This is a genomic window from Halomonas sp. SS10-MC5 (assembly GCF_015992245.1).
GTDB lineage: Bacteria > Pseudomonadota > Gammaproteobacteria > Pseudomonadales > Halomonadaceae > Halomonas > Halomonas sulfidoxydans.
In genome coordinates, this window is record NZ_CP065435.1 from 3,540,771 (window position 1) to 3,557,899 (window position 17,129).

Annotated in this window: 16 protein-coding genes; 11 read left to right on the forward strand and 5 right to left on the reverse strand. The window is 66.7% G+C overall.

The annotated features are described in order from the left end of the window. Positions 1 to 35 precede the first annotated feature (35 nt). Together I4484_RS16430 and I4484_RS16435 are read right to left on the reverse strand one after the other, a co-directional pair. On the reverse strand, positions 36 to 1,019 hold the full coding sequence (locus I4484_RS16430) for a TRAP transporter substrate-binding protein (RefSeq protein ID WP_197448307.1): 984 nt from the start codon (positions 1,017 to 1,019) through the stop codon (positions 36 to 38). A 290-nt stretch (positions 1,020 to 1,309) separates the two neighbouring features. Further along, positions 1,310 to 1,777, reverse strand: a complete 468-nt coding sequence (locus tag I4484_RS16435; RefSeq protein ID WP_197448308.1) for a heme-binding protein — start codon at positions 1,775 to 1,777, stop codon at positions 1,310 to 1,312. 174 nt (positions 1,778 to 1,951) lie between these two features. On the opposite strand from I4484_RS16435, the gene I4484_RS16440 reads away from it, so the two are divergent. Beyond that, positions 1,952 to 2,635, forward strand: coding sequence for a GntR family transcriptional regulator (locus I4484_RS16440; RefSeq protein ID WP_197448309.1), 684 nt, complete (start codon positions 1,952 to 1,954; stop codon positions 2,633 to 2,635). Here I4484_RS16440 and glcC read toward each other — a convergent pair. Then, the gene (gene glcC, locus I4484_RS16445) at positions 2,632 to 3,414 is read right to left on the reverse strand and encodes a transcriptional regulator GlcC (RefSeq protein WP_197448310.1); all 783 of its coding nucleotides are present in this window, start codon (positions 3,412 to 3,414) and stop codon (positions 2,632 to 2,634) included. The genes I4484_RS16440 and glcC overlap by 4 nt on opposite strands. A gap of 200 nt (positions 3,415 to 3,614) precedes the next feature. Here glcC and glcD point away from each other — a divergent pair, with 200 nt between their 5' ends. From glcD to I4484_RS16465, 4 genes are all read left to right on the forward strand, one after another. Further along, entirely contained in the window at positions 3,615 to 5,111 is a 1,497-nt protein-coding gene (glcD, locus tag I4484_RS16450) for a glycolate oxidase subunit GlcD (protein ID WP_197448311.1), read from the forward strand. A gap of 12 nt (positions 5,112 to 5,123) precedes the next feature. Beyond that, complete coding sequence (gene glcE, locus I4484_RS16455) at positions 5,124 to 6,230, forward strand: glycolate oxidase subunit GlcE (protein WP_197448312.1); 1,107 nt, start codon at positions 5,124 to 5,126, stop codon at positions 6,228 to 6,230. An 18-nt stretch (positions 6,231 to 6,248) separates the two neighbouring features. Beyond that, entirely contained in the window at positions 6,249 to 7,484 is a 1,236-nt protein-coding gene (glcF, locus tag I4484_RS16460; protein ID WP_197448313.1) for a glycolate oxidase subunit GlcF, read from the forward strand. 140 nt (positions 7,485 to 7,624) lie between these two features. Beyond that, on the forward strand, positions 7,625 to 8,026 hold the full coding sequence (locus tag I4484_RS16465; protein WP_197448314.1) for a heme-binding protein: 402 nt from the start codon (positions 7,625 to 7,627) through the stop codon (positions 8,024 to 8,026). 91 nt (positions 8,027 to 8,117) lie between these two features. On the opposite strand, the gene I4484_RS16470 is transcribed toward I4484_RS16465, so the two are convergent. Beyond that, positions 8,118 to 9,767 carry a BCCT family transporter gene (locus I4484_RS16470; RefSeq protein WP_234283702.1) on the reverse strand — a complete coding sequence of 550 codons (1,650 nt, stop codon included), beginning with the start codon at positions 9,765 to 9,767 and terminating at the stop codon, positions 8,118 to 8,120. A gap of 261 nt (positions 9,768 to 10,028) precedes the next feature. Here I4484_RS16470 and I4484_RS16475 point away from each other — a divergent pair, with 261 nt between their 5' ends. Then, positions 10,029 to 10,280: a hypothetical protein gene (locus I4484_RS16475; RefSeq protein ID WP_197448315.1), complete on the forward strand. Its 252-nt coding sequence runs from the start codon at positions 10,029 to 10,031 to the stop codon at positions 10,278 to 10,280. Between the two features lie 32 nt (positions 10,281 to 10,312). On the opposite strand, the gene I4484_RS16480 is transcribed toward I4484_RS16475, so the two are convergent. After that, a complete protein-coding gene (locus I4484_RS16480; protein ID WP_197448316.1) occupies positions 10,313 to 11,242 on the reverse strand; it encodes a LysR substrate-binding domain-containing protein in 930 nt (309 codons plus the stop codon). A 136-nt stretch (positions 11,243 to 11,378) separates the two neighbouring features. On the opposite strand from I4484_RS16480, the gene betC reads away from it, so the two are divergent. From betC to I4484_RS16505, 5 genes are all read left to right on the forward strand, one after another. Beyond that, on the forward strand, positions 11,379 to 12,905 hold the full coding sequence (gene betC, locus I4484_RS16485) for a choline-sulfatase (RefSeq protein ID WP_197448317.1): 1,527 nt from the start codon (positions 11,379 to 11,381) through the stop codon (positions 12,903 to 12,905). 157 nt (positions 12,906 to 13,062) lie between these two features. After that, positions 13,063 to 15,117 (forward strand): choline BCCT transporter BetT, encoded by a 2,055-nt coding sequence (gene betT / locus I4484_RS16490; RefSeq protein ID WP_197448318.1) that lies wholly within the window; start codon positions 13,063 to 13,065, stop codon positions 15,115 to 15,117. Between the two features lie 150 nt (positions 15,118 to 15,267). Beyond that, positions 15,268 to 15,534 carry a DksA/TraR family C4-type zinc finger protein gene (locus tag I4484_RS16495; RefSeq protein ID WP_111413665.1) on the forward strand — a complete coding sequence of 89 codons (267 nt, stop codon included), beginning with the start codon at positions 15,268 to 15,270 and terminating at the stop codon, positions 15,532 to 15,534. Between the two features lie 117 nt (positions 15,535 to 15,651). Then, entirely contained in the window at positions 15,652 to 16,551 is a 900-nt protein-coding gene (locus I4484_RS16500) for a DMT family transporter (RefSeq protein WP_197448319.1), read from the forward strand. Further along, positions 16,548 to 17,111 (forward strand): gamma-glutamylcyclotransferase, encoded by a 564-nt coding sequence (locus I4484_RS16505; protein ID WP_197448320.1) that lies wholly within the window; start codon positions 16,548 to 16,550, stop codon positions 17,109 to 17,111. The genes I4484_RS16500 and I4484_RS16505 overlap by 4 nt, the downstream gene beginning before the upstream one ends. Positions 17,112 to 17,129: the final 18 nt, after the last annotated feature.

The window sequence follows — 17,129 nt, forward strand, 5'->3', positions numbered from 1 at the left end:
CCGGACGGGGCGGCCTTGGGATCACGCAGCGGGGTTCACTCTTCTTCGCCAAGAGCCAGGACCCGGTCGACCAGGTCACCGCCGCCTTCCACCTCCTCGTCGAAGCGCTCGTAGATGGGGCCGCTGGCGTCGATGAACGCCTGCTGGTCGGCCTCGTTGATCTCCATCCCGGCCGCCTCCATCTCGCCGAGCAGCTCCTCGTCCTGCCTGGCGGCGGTCTCGTAGACGAAATCCTGGACCTCCTGGGCAGTCTCCTCCAGCACCTCGCGCACCTCCTCCGGCAGGTCTTCCCAGTGGCTCTTGGAAACCACCACATAGGCCGGCGTGTAGACGTGGTTGGTCATGGAGAGGTAGTCCTGGACCTCTTGGAACTTCTGGGAATGGATCTGCACCAGGGGGTTCTCCTGGCCGTCCATGGTGCCGGTCTGCAACGCGGTGAAGACCTCCGAGAGCGCCATGGGCGAGGGATTGGCGCCGTACTCCTCGAACATGCGCACTCGCCACCTGCCTTCGGGGGTCCGCAGCTTGAGGCCCTGCAGATCCTCAGGCGTCTCGATCGGCCGCCGACTGTTGGTGATCTGGCGGAAACCGTTCTCCCACACGGCGAGGATCTTGTAGCCCTCCGCCTCAACCAGCGGGTAGAGATCGGGCTCGATGACCTCCTCGATGACCCGCTTCATGTGCTCCCTGTCCTTGATCAGGTAGGGCATCTCGAACAGGCCGAACTCATCCACCACCGACGACATCACCGTCGACGGAAGCGCGAAGGTCACCTGTCCGAGCTTGAGCTTCTGCATCAGTGAGCTGTCGCCGCCGAGCTGGCTCGACCCATAGACCTCCACCCGATAGTCGTCGCCCAGCTTCTCGTTGGCGCGCTCGGCGAATTCCTTGGCGGAAGCATCGAACAGCGACCCGGGGTTGCCGACGTGGCCGAACTGCAACTCGGTCTGGGCCATGCCCAGGCTTGGCAGGCCCAGTGCCAGGGCGGTGGTCAGGAGGGCTGTCGTTATCGGTTTCATTGGCTGCTCCAGTGCTGGCTTGTTGTTGTACGTCGCTGCCAGAGCGTGTGACCCGCGCCCGGCAGTCTCCGGTCGTGACAGACACCGCTCGTGGGCGGGTCACCTCAGACCACCCAGCCGTGTCAGTGACAAACTCACCGTTTCAATCTGAATTCAAAATTCAGAATTAGGTATTAAACTTTAGTCGCGAGGCGCTTGACGCAGCGTGAGAAAGCGATCCACCACGACTGCCGTACCATCGAGCGGCGCGACACGGGAAGGAAAGGGAAGAGCGTGCCGGGGCCGATCCCTCAGGCGGGATCGGGAGAGAGCCCCCAGGCCAGGCCGGCGGCCGCGATACCGGCCACGGCGGCTCGCTCGTCGTCTGACGACGAGGCACCGCTGACACCAACGGCGCCGATCACGCGCTGCAGCTCGTCGAGGATGAGGACGCCGCCGGCGACCGCCACGAAACGCCCACCGGAGGCGGCCGCCACGCTGGCCAGGAAGGCGGGCCGATCGAGGTTGCGCTCGCCGACCACCGCGCTGGCCACGCCGTTGCCCAGCGCCGCGTAGGCTTTGCCCTGCGCGACCGCAAAGCGCAGCGGTGCGCAGCCGTCCTCGCGCTCGGCCGCCACGACCTGACCGCCCCCATCCAGCACCACGGCGGTCAGGGGCTCCATCTCGCGAATCCGCGCCTCGGCGAAGGCGCCGTCGAGGATGGCGCGTGCTTGGAGGCGGCTGAGCTGAAAGTGGCTGCGAAAGACCTTTCCGGCCATGAGGCATCTCCTGGGGGCAAGTTGGGGGCCACCGTCAAGCGGCCGGGTACGGACTTGTCTGAATTTTGCATTCATTATACCTTTCAGGACATGAGGTCAATCCGCCAAATACGGCCGTGCACCCGGGCGAAGCGGATCTGCAAGTCAAACGAGGCGGCCATCCAAGGAATCGACATGAGCAAGATTCAGCACCGTAACCTGTACCTGGAAGTGGCTGACCGCATTCGTGAGCTCATCGAGCAGGGGGACCTGGCCCCTGGGGAGCGCATATCGGAGAAGGAGCTGTGCGAACGCTTCGGGGTTTCGCGCACGCCGCTGCGAGAGGCCCTCAAGGTGCTGGCCGCCGAAGGGCTCACCGAACTGCTGCCCAATCGTGGCGCCCGGGTGATGCGCCTGACCGTGAAGATGGTGAAGGATACGTACGACCTGATGGGGGCCCTCGAGGGGCTGTCGGGAGAGCTCGCCTGCCGCAACATCAGCGACGAAGGCATCCGCGAGATCCGTCGCCTCCACGACACGATGCTCATGCACTACCGGGAGCGCAATCTGGCCGAGTATTTCCAGATCAACCAGCAGATTCACGAAGGCATCCTGCAGGCCTCCGGCAACGAGGTCCTGCAGGAGATGTACAAGGGGCTCAACCAGCGCGTAAAGCGCGTGCGCTACTCCAAGAAGATGACTGAGAGCTTCTGGCGGCGGGCGGTTCAGGATCACGAGCACATGATCGTGGCGCTGGAAGCGCGCGACGGTAAGCGCCTCGGCCAGATCCTGCGCGACCACCTGTGCAACAAGCTCGAGGTCGCCAGCCTCGCCGGGGTTATCGAGGAAGCCTCGGCCGCCGACGAGATGACCGCCTAGCTCGACTCCCACTCCTTCAGCCGCATGGCCGACCGCTCCAGGCGCTGATCCTCGGCTTCGATCTCGCGCAGCTGCGCCGCGATGCCGGCGAGATGATCGAGCGCAGCGCGACGGGCCGCCTCGGGCTTGCCCTCCATCACCGCCCGGTAGAGGCGGGCATGCTGGCGGTTGATCATCTGCCGCGGCACCTCGCGATGATAGAGATTCTTCACCGAGGCGAACACGGAGCTGAGCAGCAGGTCGGTGAGCGACTGCAGCGTATGCACCAGCACGGGGTTGTGCGAGGCCTGGCAGATCGCCAGGTGAAAGGCGTGGTCCAGGTGCGCCAGCCGCTCCACGTCGATGGCGTCGTCGTCTTCGACGTACTCGACCATGGCCTCGTAGCGACGCTGGATCATCACCCGGTCCGCCGGGGTGGCACGCTGCGCCGCGAGCCGGGCCGACTCCCCTTCGAGCAGCGAGCGCACTTCCAGCAGGTCGTACAGAGTGCGTGGGTGGTCGCGAAACAGGTGCATCAGCGGGCTGTCGTCGCGTCCCGTCACCAGCTCCGCCACTACGGAACCCCGCCCCTGTCGGGTCACGATGATGCCCTTGCTGCGCAGCACGCGCAGCCCCTCCCTCAATGAGGTGCGCGAGACGCCGAGGCGATCGCACAGGCGACGCTCCGAGGGCAGCAGCTGGCCCGGGCGGAACACGCCATCAAGGATCAGCCGCTCGAGACGCGCCGCCACCGCATCCGGCGTGCGCGTCGGCAGCTTCTGTTCACTATCCTGAAACATGCCTTCCTCCGGGCCTGTGAAGTTCACCTTGAGTCGCTCGGCCGAATGCGCCATGGTTTAACATGAAAATAATTTCCAACATAGCCGAGAACAACTGGTCATACCAGTAGACCGCAGGCTGGACAGAAGGGCCGCCTGGGCGCAAATTGGGCCCTGCACAAGGACAACCCTGTCGCCAAGACTCGCAATTGAGGCGCTTGATGAACATCCTCTACGACGAACGACTCGACGGCCCCGTTCCGACGCTGGACAGGGCGGCCATCCGTGACACCCTCGCCCAGGCCATCCCGGGCATGACGCTGCTCGACCGCGAGGAGGACATGCGCCCCTTCGAGTGCGACGGGCTCTCCGTCTATCGCACCCTGCCGCTGCTGGTGGCGCTGCCCGACTCCCTCGACCAGGTCCAGCGCCTGCTGGTGGAGTGCCATCGCCTCGGCGTGCCGGTGGTCACCCGCGGCGCCGGTACCGGGCTTTCCGCCGGCGCCCTGCCGCTCACCCACGGCGTGCTGCTGGTGATGTCGCGCTTCGCGCGCATTCTCGAGATCGACCCCGAGGCGCGCATCGCCCGGGTCGAACCCGGCGTTCGCAACCTGGCCATCTCCGAGGCGGCCTCGCCCTACGGGCTCTACTACGCGCCGGACCCCTCATCGCAGATCGCCTGCTCCATCGGCGGCAACGTAGCGGAGAACGCCGGCGGCGTGCACTGCCTGAAATACGGACTCACCGTGCACAACGTGATCAAGGTCGAGATTCTCACCATCGAAGGCGAGCGCATGACGCTCGGTAGCGATGCCCTGGACGCCCCCGGCTTCGACCTGCTGGCGCTGTTCAACGGCTCCGAGGGCATGCTCGGGGTGGTCACCGAGATCACCGTCAAGCTGCTGCCCAAGCCCGAGGTCGCCAAGGTGCTGATGGCCAGCTTCGACGACGTCGAGAAGGCCGGCAACGCGGTCGGCGCCATCATCGAGGCCGGCATCATCCCGGGCGGCCTGGAGATGATGGACAAGCTCGCCATCATCGCCGCCGAGGATTTCATTGGCGCCGGCTACCCGGTGGAGGCCGAGGCGATCCTGCTGTGCGAGCTCGACGGCGTCGAGGCCGACGTCGACGACGACTGCGAGACCGTGCGCCGCGTGCTGGAGAAGGCCGGCGCCACCGGCATCCAGCAGGCCCGCGACGACGCCGAACGCGCCAGGTTCTGGGCCGGACGCAAGAACGCCTTCCCCGCCGTGGGGCGCATGTCGCCCGACTATTACTGCATGGACGGCACCATCCCGCGGCGCGAGCTGGCCCGCGTGCTCAAGGGCATCAGCGACCTCTCCGAGCGCTTTGGGCTGCGCGTGGCGAATGTGTTTCACGCCGGCGACGGCAACATGCACCCGCTGATCCTGTTCGATGCCAACCGCGAGGGCGAACTGGCCGTGGCCGAGGCGCTGGGCGGCGAGATCCTCGAGCTGTGCGTGCGGGTCGGCGGCACCATCACCGGCGAGCACGGCGTCGGCCGCGAGAAGATCAACCAGATGTGCGCCCAGTTCCGCCCCGACGAACTGGCCACCTTCCGCGCCGCCAAGGCCGCCTTCGACCCGCGCGACCTGCTCAACCCGGGCAAGAACATCCCCACCCCGGCGCGCTGCTCGGAGTTCCGCACCATCAAGAGTGCGAGCGCCGACACCGCCCCCGGCACCCTGCAAGGCTGAACTGGAGTGACCATGGCAATCGCAACGCATCTCTCCGACCATGACGCCAGCGCAGCCCTGGCCGAGCGTATCCGCCAGGCCAGCGCCGAGGGCACCCCGCTGCGCATCGTCGGCGGCGACACGCGCTTCTTCTACGGTCGCGAGGTCGAAGGCAGCGAGCTGTCGACTCGCGAGCACTGCGGTATCCGCTTCTACGACCCGGTGGAGCTGGTGGTCTCGGTGCGCGCCGGCACGCCGCTGGCCGAGCTCGAGGCGGCCCTGGCCGAGCATGGCCAGATGCTGCCCTTTGAGCCGCCCCGCTACGGCGCGGCAAGCACCGTGGGCGGCATGGTCGCCACCGGCCTCTCCGGCCCGCGCCGCCCCTGGGCCGGCAGCGTGCGCGACTTCGTGCTGGGCGCCCGGGTGATCAATCACGAGGGCAACGAGCAGCGCTTCGGCGGCGAGGTGATGAAGAACGTCGCCGGCTACGACCTGTCGCGGCTGATGGTGGGCGCCCAGGGCACTTTGGGGCTGATCACCGAGGTCTCGTTCAAGGTGCTGCCGATTCCCGGCGCCGTCCACAGCCTGCACCTGGAGCTCTCTCTCGACGAGGCCCGTTTGCGCCTGGCCGAATGGGGCCGCGAACCGCTGCCGATCAGCGCCGCCGCCTGGCTCGACGGCGCCCTGCACCTGCGCCTCGAAGGCGGCCCCAGCTCGGTGGCCGCCACCCGCGCGCGTATCGGCGGCGACGATCTCGATAGTGGCTTCTGGGCTGCCCTGCGCGACCAGCGCCTGCCCTTCTTCCGCGCCGGCCCGCTCCACGAGACCAAAGCACCGCTGTGGCGGCTCTCGCTGCCCCACCGCACATCCACGCTGGAACTGCCCGGCGTCGACGAGCGGCTGATGATTCACGACTGGGCCGGCGCCCAGCGCTGGCTGTGCGCCGACCTCGACGCCGACACCCTGCGCCGCGCCTGCCAGGCCGCCGGCGGCCACGCCACCTGCTACGGCCCGCGCCCGACCGAGGTGGAACCCTTCACGCCGCTGCCCGAGGTGCTGATGAAGTATCACCGCAACCTCAAGGCCCAGCTCGACCCCAAGGGACTGTTCAACCCCGGCCGGCTCTACGCGGCGTTCTGAGACGTACAGGATCACCACATGCAGACGCATTTCACCGAGGAAGCCCTCCAGCAGCCGCACATCCAGGAGGCCGACCGCGTCCTGCGCAGCTGCGTGCACTGCGGCTTCTGCAACGCCACCTGCCCCACCTACCAGCTGCTGGGCGACGAGCGCGACGGGCCGCGCGGGCGCATCTACCTGATGAAGCAGATGCTGGAGAACCCGGACGACAGCGAAAACGTCACCGAGCAGACCCGGTTGCACCTGGATCGCTGCCTGACCTGTCGCAACTGCGAGACCACCTGCCCCTCCGGCGTGGAGTACCACAAGCTGCTCGACATCGGCCGCGCCGAGATCGAGCGCCGGGTGCCGCGCAGCGCCGCCGACCGCGCCCAGCGCTACGCCCTGCGCAAGGCCCTGGTGGAGCCCAAGCGCTTCCAGGCGCTGCTCAAGCTGGGCCAGACCTTCCGCCCGCTGGTGCCCGGCAAGCTCAAGGATAAGCTGCCGCCCAAGCCGGTGGATGCCGGCACGCGCCCCGACCACCAGCGCCACGCACGGCAGATGCTGATTCTCGAAGGCTGCGTGCAGCCGGGGCTCTCGCCCAATACCAACGCCGCCACGGCGCGGGTGCTGGATCGCCTGGGCATCGGCCTCACGCCGGTGGCCGAAGCCGGCTGCTGTGGCGCCATCGACTTCCACCTCAATGCCCAGGACGACGGCCGCGCCCGCGCGCGGGCCAACATCGACGCCTGGTGGCCGCATATCGAGGCCGGCGCGGAAGCCATCGTCCAGACCGCCAGCGGCTGCGGCGCCTTCGTCAAGGAGTACCGCGACATCCTCAAGGACGACCCCGCCTACGCCGACAAGGCCAGGCGCGTGAGCGAACTGGCCAAGGACCTGGTCGAGGTGCTGCGCGACGAGGAGCTGACGAGCCTCCAGGTCAACGCGGGCCGCCGGCTGGCCTTCCACTGCCCCTGTACCCTGCAGCACGCCCAGAAGCTCGGCGGCGCGGTGGAGGGCGTGCTGGTCAAGCTCGGCTTCACCCTTACTCCGGTCCAGGACGCCCACCTCTGCTGCGGCTCGGCGGGCACCTACTCGATCACCCAGCCGGAACTCGCCACCCAGCTGCGCGACAACAAGCTCAACGCCCTCGAGGCCGGCAACCCCGAAACCATCGTGACCGCCAACATCGGCTGCCAGACCCACCTCAACGGCGCGGGGCGCACGCCGGTCAGGCATTGGATTGAAATTGTCGACGAAGCATTGAGCCGGTAACGAGCAGCGAGCCTCGGGCTTCGAGCGACATCTCACCCCGCCGTAGCCCGTAGCCCGTAGCCCGTAGCCCGTAGCCCGTAGCCCCTAGCCCCTAGCCCCTAGCCCCTAGCCCGTAGCCAATACTAAACAAGGAGAGCCCCATGAAGACCAAACCCGTACTCACCCTGACCGACGTCAACGCCATCCTCGATGCCGCCCAGAAAGAAGCGGAAGCCAACGGCTGGGCGGTGACCATCGCCGTGGCCGACGACGGCGGCCACCTGCTCGGCCTGCGCCGCCTCGACGGGGCCCCGGCCATGACCCCGGACATCGCCACCCAGAAGGCCCGCAGCTCGGCGCTCGGCGCCCGTGAGACCCAGGCCTTCGAGGACATGATCAACGGCGGTCGCAACGCCTTCCTCTCGGCACCGATGCAGGGCCTGCTCGCCGGCGGCGTGCCGGTGATGGTCGAGGGCCAGATGGCCGGCACCGTGGGCGTTTCCGGCGTCAAGCCCGACCAGGACGTGCAGATCGCCAAGGCCGGCATCGCCGCCATCGGCTGATCTCCCCGCCCTGATCGCAAACGCCCCGTGGCTCGGCCAACGGGGCGTTTCACGTTCTGCGGCGCTCGTGCGGGCTTGCCCCCGGGAGCGGTCAGCGGCTAACGTCGCGTTTGCGGCGCAGCTCGCCGTTCAGTGCCTTGACGATGGAGTAGCACATCAACAGCATCACCATGGAGAACGGAATCGCCGTCGCCGTCACCCCGGCCTGAAGCGCCGCCAGGCCGCCGCCGAGCAGCAGGACGACGGCCACCAGCCCCTCCACCGTGGCCCAGAACATGCGCTGCGGCCTGGGCGCATCGATCTTGCCGCCGGCGGTGATGGTATCGATCACCAGCGAGCCGGAATCCGACGAGGTGACGAAGAACACCAGCGCCAGGAGGATACCGACGGTCGACATCAGCCCCGTCAGCGGCAACCCATCGAGCATGCCGAAAAGCGCCAGCTCGGGGCGGTAGTCATCGATCACGTACTCCTTGACCAGGCTGCCGGCAGGGTCGGTATAGAGCTGCTCGAGTGCGATGCCGCCGAAGACCCCCATCCAGACGAAGATGAACAGGCTGGGAACCAACAGCACGCAGAGGACGAACTCCCGCACCGTACGCCCCCTCGACACCCGGGCAATGAACATGCCGACGAACGGCGCCCAGCTGACCCACCAGGCCCAGTAGAACACCGACCAGGCTTCACGATAGGCATCGTCGTCGCGCCCGAAGGGAGCCGACAGCGGGATGAACTCCGTCACGTAGCTCGAAAGCCCGGACCAGAAGCCCTTCAGGCCCACCAGGGTCGGGCCGGCGAACAGCACGAAGACGAAGAACAGCACGGCCACCACCATGTTGATCTCGGAAAGCTTCTTCACGCCGCCCTCGAGCCCGCGCCAGACCGACACCAGCGCCACCGCCGTGACCAGCAGGATGACGATGACCTGGAAGGCAGTGCTGATCTCCAGGCCGAAGACGAAGTTCATCCCCGCATTGGCCTGCTGGGCGCCGAGCCCGAGCGCAGTGGCCAGACCGAACAGGGTGGAGAACACCGCGAGAATGTCGATCACGTGCCCCCACCAGCCCCACACGCGCTCGCCCAGGATGGGGAAGAACGCCGAGCGAATCGAGAACGGCAACCCCTTGTTGTAGGTAAAGAGCGACAGCGCCAAGGCCATGACCACATAGACCGCCCAGCCGTGGATGCCCCAGTGGAGAAAGGTGCCGGCCAGCCCCATGGCGCTGGCCTCGGGGATGGCTTCCGGGTTCAGCCCGCCATCGCTGCCGAAGGGAGACGGAATGCCCAGCGGCAGGGAGACGTTGGCATGGTAGACCGGCTCCAGCACGCTGAAGAACAGCAGCCCGATACCGATACCGGCAGTAAACAGCATCGCGAACCAGGACAGGTAGCCATGGTCCGGCCGGGCCTCGGGGCCTCCCAGCCTCACCGAACCATAAGGCAGCACGACGAGCGCCAGGCAGAACAGGATGAAGAAATCCACCAGCAGCATGAAGTACGCATCCAGCGTCCCGGTCGCGAAGCCGACGATGGCCTGGAAGAGGCTCCCCGCCCTTTCAGGAAACAGCAGGGTGAGCAGGATGAACACGACCGACGCCAGCGCGGAGACGACGAAGACCCGATTGTGGATGTCGAAACCGATGGGCCCCAACCGCCCTTCGATATTGTCCTGGCCGACGACGTAGTCCGTCTGCATGTCGCTGGCCTCGTGATGCGACGCCGGCCCCCCGGGGTTATTCATTTGCCTTTCCTTTCCTAATATAAAGAATAACTTAGCGTCTTCAGGCTACATGAGTCAGGGTAGGCGTTCCACTGCCGCCCCATGGGCTCAGGCTGTCGAGGGCTGTCGTTTCAGTGTACTTCGCCACGGCCATCTATACTGACAACGCCAGTCATGCACTGCGCGCCTACCCGGCGCCGGGCGATGGCGAGGCGTCCGCCAGAACAACCAAGGCCGGCCCCGGCGTATCGACCGGGCTGCGCCCCATGAGAGGAATCCAACATGATCAGGAAACTGTTTGTCGCACTGGTGCTGATGGCCTTCATCTCACCGGCCTGGGCCAGCCAGTGCCCCATGCTCATGTCCGAGATCGACGACGCGCTGGAGGATGACGCCAAGGTCTCCCAGCTCAGCGAGGACGATCTCGCGCGGGTACGCGAGCTGCGCGAGCAGGGCGAGCAGTACCACAACGACGGCGACCACGCCCAGTCGGAGGAGGCGCTGAACGAAGCCAAGGAGTTACTCGGTATTTGACCCCCATGCCGGGCGCAAGCCCGGCATCCCTTCTACCCCTGCCCGCTCTCCCCTGGCCCCTGCGCGGCGCCTTCCAGCACCCATGCCTGCAGCGCCCGCTTGGCTTCCCCCGTGGCATCGGGCCGCGCATCGACCAACCCATAGCCCCGGCGCGAGCTGAGGCTCAGCTCATGCAAGCCGATCAGCATGTCGCTCTCCAGCAGGTCGTCGACCAGGCCGCGCCAGCCCATGGCGATGCCCTGCCCGGCGATCGCCGCCTGGATCAGCAGGGTGTAGTTGTTGAACGTCAGCTCCGACGCTTCGAGATAGGCGATCCCGCCTAGCTGTTCGAAGTAGCTCGGCCAGTCGAGCCAGCGCTGCCCCTGGTCGGCGGTCAGAGTCAGCAGCGGCGCCCGTCTGAGCCCCTCGAGATCGACGATCGGCCCGTGGCGCTGCAGGAACCCCGGGCTGCAGACCGGGAACACCTCTTCCCGCAGCAGCAGCGGAACGCCACCGGCCAGCGCTCGCTCGTCACAGAACACGATCGCCACGTCGACCTCCTGGGCCCGCCAGTCGAGCACCCCCTGGTTGGTCACGATACGCACGTCGATGTGCGGGTGCCGCTCACGAAAGCGCGGCAGGCGCGGCATCAGCCAGTACGCGGCGAACGAGAAGTCGGTGAGGATGTTGACGTGGGGGTGGCGCTGCTTGTGCTGGAGCCGCTCGATGGTGCGGTCGATGGTCGCGAAGCCCTCCTGCACGCTGACGAACAGCGCATGCCCCGCCTCGGTCAGCTTCACCCCGCGATAGATGCGCTCGAACAGCACGAGGCCGAGCTGTTCCTCGAGCGCGCGCACCTGCTGGCTGACGGCCGACTGGGTCGAGCGCAGCTCGCGCGCCGCGGCGGTGAAGCTCAGGTGGCGAGCCGCCACCTCGAACACGCGCAAGCCGTTGGGCGATGCCGCCCTGGCGATCCACGACATTAGCCTAGCTTATGCCTCCCATAAAAAATGACCGAGTTTACAGGTCTTGAGATTAGCAAGGAGACTGTCATCACAACCAGCGAAGACTGGCATCGAGCGCTCGCCCATCGCTCCCATGACCGACAAGAGAGGCCCCATGACGCACAAGCAACCCAATATCCTGTTCCTGATGGCCGACCAGATGGCCGCCTCCGCCCTGCCCTGCTACGGCCACCCGCTGGTGAAGACGCCGCACCTGTCGCGCCTGGCGGAGGAAGGCGTGGTGTTCGACTCGGCGTACTGCAACAGCCCCCTGTGCGCACCGTCGCGCTTCACCCTGATGGCCGGGCAGCTGCCGTCGCGCATCGGCGGCTACGACAATGCCGCCGATTTTGCCGCCGACATCCCCACCTACGCGCACTACCTGCGCGATGCCGGCTACACCACCGCGCTGTCGGGCAAGATGCACTTCTGCGGCCCCGATCAGCTGCACGGTTTCGAACAGCGCCTGACCACCGACATCTACCCGGCGGACTATGGCTGGTTCGTCGACTGGGAGAACTTCGACGCGCGGCCGAGCTACTACCACAATATGTCCTCGGTCACCCAGGCCGGCCCCTGCGTTCGCTCCAACCAGCTCGACTTCGACGACGAAGTCACCTTCCGCGCCAAGCGTTTCCTGTACGACTACGTTCGCAACGGCGAGCAGCGCCCCTTCTGCCTGACCGTCTCGCTGACCCACCCCCACGACCCCTATACCATTCCGCAGGAGTACTGGGACCGCTACGACCACGACGCCATCGACCTGCCGCGCGTGCCCTACTCACGCGAACTGATGGACCCGCACTCCAAACGCCTGCGCCACGTTTACCAGCTCGACGAGGAGACCCTCAACGACGCGCAGATCCGCAATGCGCGGCATGCCTACTATGGGGCGATCAGCTACGTCGACGACCAGATCGGCGCCGTGCTGAAGACCCTCGAGGAGACCGGCCTGGCCGACGACACCATCATCGTCTTCTCCGGCGACCACGGCGACATGCTCGGCGAGCGCGGCCTCTGGTACAAGATGAGCTGGTTCGAGGACTCGGCCCGGGTGCCGATGATCGTCCACGCCCCGGGTCGCTTCGCCCCGGGCAGGGTGTGCGAGTCGGTGTCGACCATGGACCTGCTGCCGACCTTCGCCGAACTCGCCAACGACGGTATCGCGCCGGAATACGCCGCGCCCCTCGACGGCCGCAGCCTGCTGCCGCACCTGACCGGCAGCGGCGGCCACGACGAGGTGATCGGCGAATACCTCGGCGAGGGTGCCATCGCGCCGCTGCTGATGATCCGCCGTGGGCGCTACAAGTTCGTCCACAGCGCGCCGGACCCGGACCAGCTGTTCGACCTCGAGGCCGACCCGCTGGAGCTCGACAACCTGGCGCAGCAACCCGCCTATCTGGACCTGTGCAAGCAATTCCGCGACGAGGTCGCCAGCCGCTGGGATTATGCGCGGCTGCACGACGAGGTGATCGCCAGCCAGCGGCGCCGCAAGCTGGTCTCGCGCGCGCTCATGCAGGGCAGGGTCACGCCCTGGGATCACCAGCCGCTCTTCGATGCCAGCACCCAGTACATGCGCAACACCATTGACCTGGACGATCTCGAGCGGCGCGCGCGCTTCCCCGCGGCCTCGGTCGAATAGCCGGGCGGCGCTGAACGCTGCGAAGCAAGGAGGACGTGCCTGGCCCCGGCCGGGCACTCGCGGCCGGCCAAGCCTGCCGGCCCGGACGACGACCAGGTGCCCAGGAACGCGGGCACCATGAGACGCCAATGACCATAACAATACGAGAGGCACTCCCATGACGAACCCTCACCCCGATGCCGAGTCGAGCAACCGACTCAACCCGGCCGTCTTCCATGGCTCGGTGGCCGGCATCCTGCTCTTCCTGATCTACGCCATCGCCTTCACCGACCACGCCACGGCCTTCTTCAACGCCGGCCTGGACTGGATCGGCAGCACCTTCGGCTGGTACTACATGCTGGCGGTCGTCGCCTACCTGGTCTTCGTGGTGATGATCGGCTTCTCGCGCTTCGGCAAGATCCGCCTGGGCCCCGACCACTCGCGGCCGGAGTTCTCGCTGCTATCGTGGTCGGCGATGCTGTTCGCCGCCGGCCTGGGCGGCGCCATCCTGTTCTTCGTGGTATCCGAGCCGCTGACCCACTACCTGAACCCGCCCCTCGGCGAAGGCGGTACCGCCGAGGCACAGCGGCAAGCCATCGTGCAGACCTTCATGCACTGGGGCATCTCGGGCTGGGGGCTCTACGTGCTGATGGGCATGGCGCTCGCCTACTTCAGCTACCGGCATCGGCTGCCACTGGCGATTCGCTCGACGCTCTACCCGCTGCTCGGCAGGCGCATCTACGGCCCCATCGGCAATGCCGTGGACATCGCCGCCGTGCTGGCCACCGTGTTCGGCATCGCCACCGCGCTGGGGATCGGCGTGATGCAGATGAATTACGGCCTGACCTACCTGTTCGGCATCCCCGAGGGGCTGCCGGCCCAGATCGGATTGATCGTGCTGGTGGTGACGCTGGCCACCCTGTCGGTGGTGAGCGGCGTCAAGCGGGGCATCCGCCGGCTGTCGGAGCTCAACCTGGTGCTGGTCGCGGGGCTGGTGCTGTTCGTGCTGCTCCAGGGCGATACCCTCCGGCTGCTCAACATGCTGGTCATGAACACCGGCGACTACCTGGTTGCGCTGACCGGCAAGAGCTTCGACACCTATGCCTACGCGCCCGAGGCACAAGGCTGGTTCAGCGGCTGGACGGTGTTCTTTTGGGGCTGGTGGATCGCCTGGGCGCCGTTCGTCGGCCTGTTCCTGGCGCGCATCTCGCGGGGTCGCACCATCCGCGAATTCGTCGCCGGTGCCCTGTTCATCCCGCTGCTCTTCGTGATGGTGATGATGTCCGTGTTCGGCAACAGCGGCATCGACCTGGTCGACCAGGGCCTGGTGGTACTCGGCGAGCAGGCCGTGAACCAGCCGCCGGCCACCATCTACACCTTCCTCGAGCAGCTGCCGCTGGTCGGCGTCACCGCCACCCTGGTGTTGATGCTGAGCATCGTCTTCTTCGTCACCTCGGCCGATTCCGGCGCGCTGGTGCTATCCAACTTCACCTATGTGCTGCGCGACGTGAACCATGACGCCCCCGCCCGGCTGCGCATCTTCTGGTCGGCGATCATCGGCCTGATCACCCTGGCGCTGCTGATGGCCGGCGGGCTGCGTACCCTGCAGAGCGCCGTGGTGATCACCGCCCTGCCGTTCTCGGCGATCATCTTCCTGACCATGATCGGCATGTACCGTTCGCTGAAGGTCGAGACCGGCAAGGCCGATGCCCGCCACCAGGTGGTGGCCAGCACCACCGCCGGCAGCGACTGGCGCGAACGTCTCGACCGCACCCTGGACGGCACCACGCAGAACGGTGCCGAGGCCACGCTGCGCCACGCCATCCGCCCGGCGCTGGTCGAGCTGGCCGAGGAGTTGAACCGGCGCGGCCAGCAGGCCAGCGTCAGCGAGCAGCAGGTGGAGGGCACCCAGCTGCTCTGCCCGACCCTGCAGGTCGACTTCGACGGCGCCCCCAGCTTCGTATATGGCATACGCCCCCAGCGCATGCGGCCACCGAGCTTTCTGCCCGCCGATGACGACTACTACCTGCGCCTTGACGTCCACCTCGCCGAAGGCGGTCTGGGCCAGGACCTCAACGGCTATACGCGCGTGCAGGTCGTGCACGACGTGCTCAACGAGTACCAGCGCCACCTGCGCTTCCTGGCCCACGCCAGCGAGCAGGGCTACCTGGCGACCATTCCCGACCGTCCGACGGAGATCGATGGCTTTCCGCAAGCCGAACCCACGCCCTAGCCGAACCGGTCGCGGTATCGACTGACCCGACGAGCCCCACCGCGGTGGGGCTCTTCTCATGGCAAGGTCCCGCCGCTTGGCAAGGTCCCACCGAATACATCAAACTGAAAGGCCAAGCAGTCGGCGCGCACGGCGCCGAAGGAGTCGAGCATGGCAGGTGGCTGGTCGCGAGACGGAGCGGTACAAGAGCAGATCGACAGCACCGTCGAGGATGCGTTGCAGCGAGCGCGCAGTGAGCTGCCCCGGGGGGAGAGCCTGATGCACTGCGAGGAGTGCGGTGAGCCGATTCCCCAGGCGCGTCGCGAGGCCATGCCCGGCGTACGCCTGTGCATCGCCTGCCAGAGCGAGCGCGACAGGCAGCGTACGGTCTACAGCGGCTACAACCGACGCGGCAGCAAGGACAGCCAGCTGCGCTGAGCATCGTCCCGCAGCATTTATTAGTCTCCTCATCATTTTCAGCGCCACCATGGCTCGCTATCATGGGGCCTTTGCTCGCCCGATATCGGCGGGCGTCTTCATGCACACGAGACTGCCATGCCGCTGCTCTACTTCCTGCCGCCCCTGGGCGCCGTGCTGATCTGGTCGGGCAACATGACCATCAACCAGCTCACCGTGGGAACAATCGCCCCCAGCAGCATCGCTTTCCTGCGCTGGGTACTGGCGTTGGCCGTGCTGACCCCTTTCGTACTGCCTGCCGCCTGGCGCCACCGCCAGACGCTGCGCCGCGAATGGCCCAAGCTGGCCGTCCTCGGGCTGCTCGGCATGGGGCTCTGGCAAGGGCTTGCCTACGTGGCCGCCGAGACCACCACGGCTACCAACATGGGCATTCTGGCGGCCATGGTGCCATTGCTGACGGTACTGCTCAGCGCCTTGATCCTGCGTGAGGCGCCCAGCCGGGGCGGCACGCTCGGTGGTCTACTCGCGCTGTTCGGGGTGCTGGTGCTGCTGGGACGGGGCGACCCGCTGACGCTGCTGGATCTTCAGGTAGCACTTGGCGATCTGCTGATGGTGGTGGCCGCCACCTGCTACGCGCTTTATGGCGTGATGCTCAAGCGCTGGCCGCTTGGCCTGCCGCCCTGGGTGGTGCTCTACGCCCAGGTGGTGTTCGCCGTGCTATTCCTGCTGCCTCCTTACCTGCTGGGGCCGATGACCCCGGTCGACGATCACAATGTGTGGCTGATCCTCTACGCCGGTATCCCCGCCTCGATCGTGACGACTTTCCTGTGGATGCGCGCCATCCGCCAGATCGGCGCCAGCCAGGCCAGTATCTTCATCAACCTGATGCCGCTGTTCAGCGCCCTGATCGCCATGCTGTTCCTCGGCGAGCGCATCGCCCTGTTCCACCTGGTCGGCGGACTGCTGGTGCTCGCCGGCGTCATCATGGCCCAGACCCTGACCCAGCCCTTGGGACGCAAGAGCCCCAATCTCTCATGACACTGGACACCACCCAGCTCAACCGCGAGAGGGTCTTCTTCGAGACCGGTCAGACGCTCTGGCTGTTCGGCTATGGCTCGCTGATCTGGAAGGCGGAATTCCCCTTTCACGAGCGGCGTCCCGCCCATATCGAGGGCTGGACACGACGCTTCTGGCAGGGGTCTCACGACCACCGCGGCACACCGGAGGCACCGGGTCGCGTCGCCACCCTGGTCGAATCCTCCGGCGCTTGCTGCCAGGGCATGGCCTACCGCATCGATGCCGATACCCTGGCGCCACTCGACGTGCGCGAGAAGAATGGCTACCTGCGCGAACGCATCACGTTGCATTTTCACGATGGCAGCCATGCCGAAGGCTTGATCTATCTGGCGACAGCCGACAACGCCGCCTACCTCGGTCACGCCCCGCTCGACCAGATGGCACGGCAGATCGCCACTGCCGAAGGCCCCAGCGGCACCAACCGCGACTATCTTCTCAACCTGGCCGCCGCACTCGAAGACCTGGGGGCCGAGGATTCCCACGTCTTCGAGTTGGCCGAGCGAGTGACACGGTTGCCCTGACTGATGATACGTCCTCTC

Bases quoted from the DNA above. Each gene is read 5' to 3' on its own strand.
- I4484_RS16430 (WP_197448307.1), bottom strand. From the start codon at position 1,019: ATGAAACCGATAACGACAGCCCTCCTGACCACCGCCCTGGCACTGGGC.
- I4484_RS16435 (WP_197448308.1), bottom strand. From the start codon at position 1,777: ATGGCCGGAAAGGTCTTTCGCAGCCACTTTCAGCTCAGCCGCCTCCAA.
- I4484_RS16440 (WP_197448309.1), top strand. From the start codon at position 1,952: ATGAGCAAGATTCAGCACCGTAACCTGTACCTGGAAGTGGCTGACCGC.
- glcC (WP_197448310.1), bottom strand. From the start codon at position 3,414: ATGTTTCAGGATAGTGAACAGAAGCTGCCGACGCGCACGCCGGATGCG.
- glcD (WP_197448311.1), top strand. From the start codon at position 3,615: ATGAACATCCTCTACGACGAACGACTCGACGGCCCCGTTCCGACGCTG.
- glcE (WP_197448312.1), top strand. From the start codon at position 5,124: ATGGCAATCGCAACGCATCTCTCCGACCATGACGCCAGCGCAGCCCTG.
- glcF (WP_197448313.1), top strand. From the start codon at position 6,249: ATGCAGACGCATTTCACCGAGGAAGCCCTCCAGCAGCCGCACATCCAG.
- I4484_RS16465 (WP_197448314.1), top strand. From the start codon at position 7,625: ATGAAGACCAAACCCGTACTCACCCTGACCGACGTCAACGCCATCCTC.
- I4484_RS16470 (WP_234283702.1), bottom strand. From the start codon at position 9,767: ATGAATAACCCCGGGGGGCCGGCGTCGCATCACGAGGCCAGCGACATG.
- I4484_RS16475 (WP_197448315.1), top strand. From the start codon at position 10,029: ATGATCAGGAAACTGTTTGTCGCACTGGTGCTGATGGCCTTCATCTCA.
- I4484_RS16480 (WP_197448316.1), bottom strand. From the start codon at position 11,242: ATGTCGTGGATCGCCAGGGCGGCATCGCCCAACGGCTTGCGCGTGTTC.
- betC (WP_197448317.1), top strand. From the start codon at position 11,379: ATGACGCACAAGCAACCCAATATCCTGTTCCTGATGGCCGACCAGATG.
- betT (WP_197448318.1), top strand. From the start codon at position 13,063: ATGACGAACCCTCACCCCGATGCCGAGTCGAGCAACCGACTCAACCCG.
- I4484_RS16495 (WP_111413665.1), top strand. From the start codon at position 15,268: ATGGCAGGTGGCTGGTCGCGAGACGGAGCGGTACAAGAGCAGATCGAC.
- I4484_RS16500 (WP_197448319.1), top strand. From the start codon at position 15,652: ATGCCGCTGCTCTACTTCCTGCCGCCCCTGGGCGCCGTGCTGATCTGG.
- I4484_RS16505 (WP_197448320.1), top strand. From the start codon at position 16,548: ATGACACTGGACACCACCCAGCTCAACCGCGAGAGGGTCTTCTTCGAG.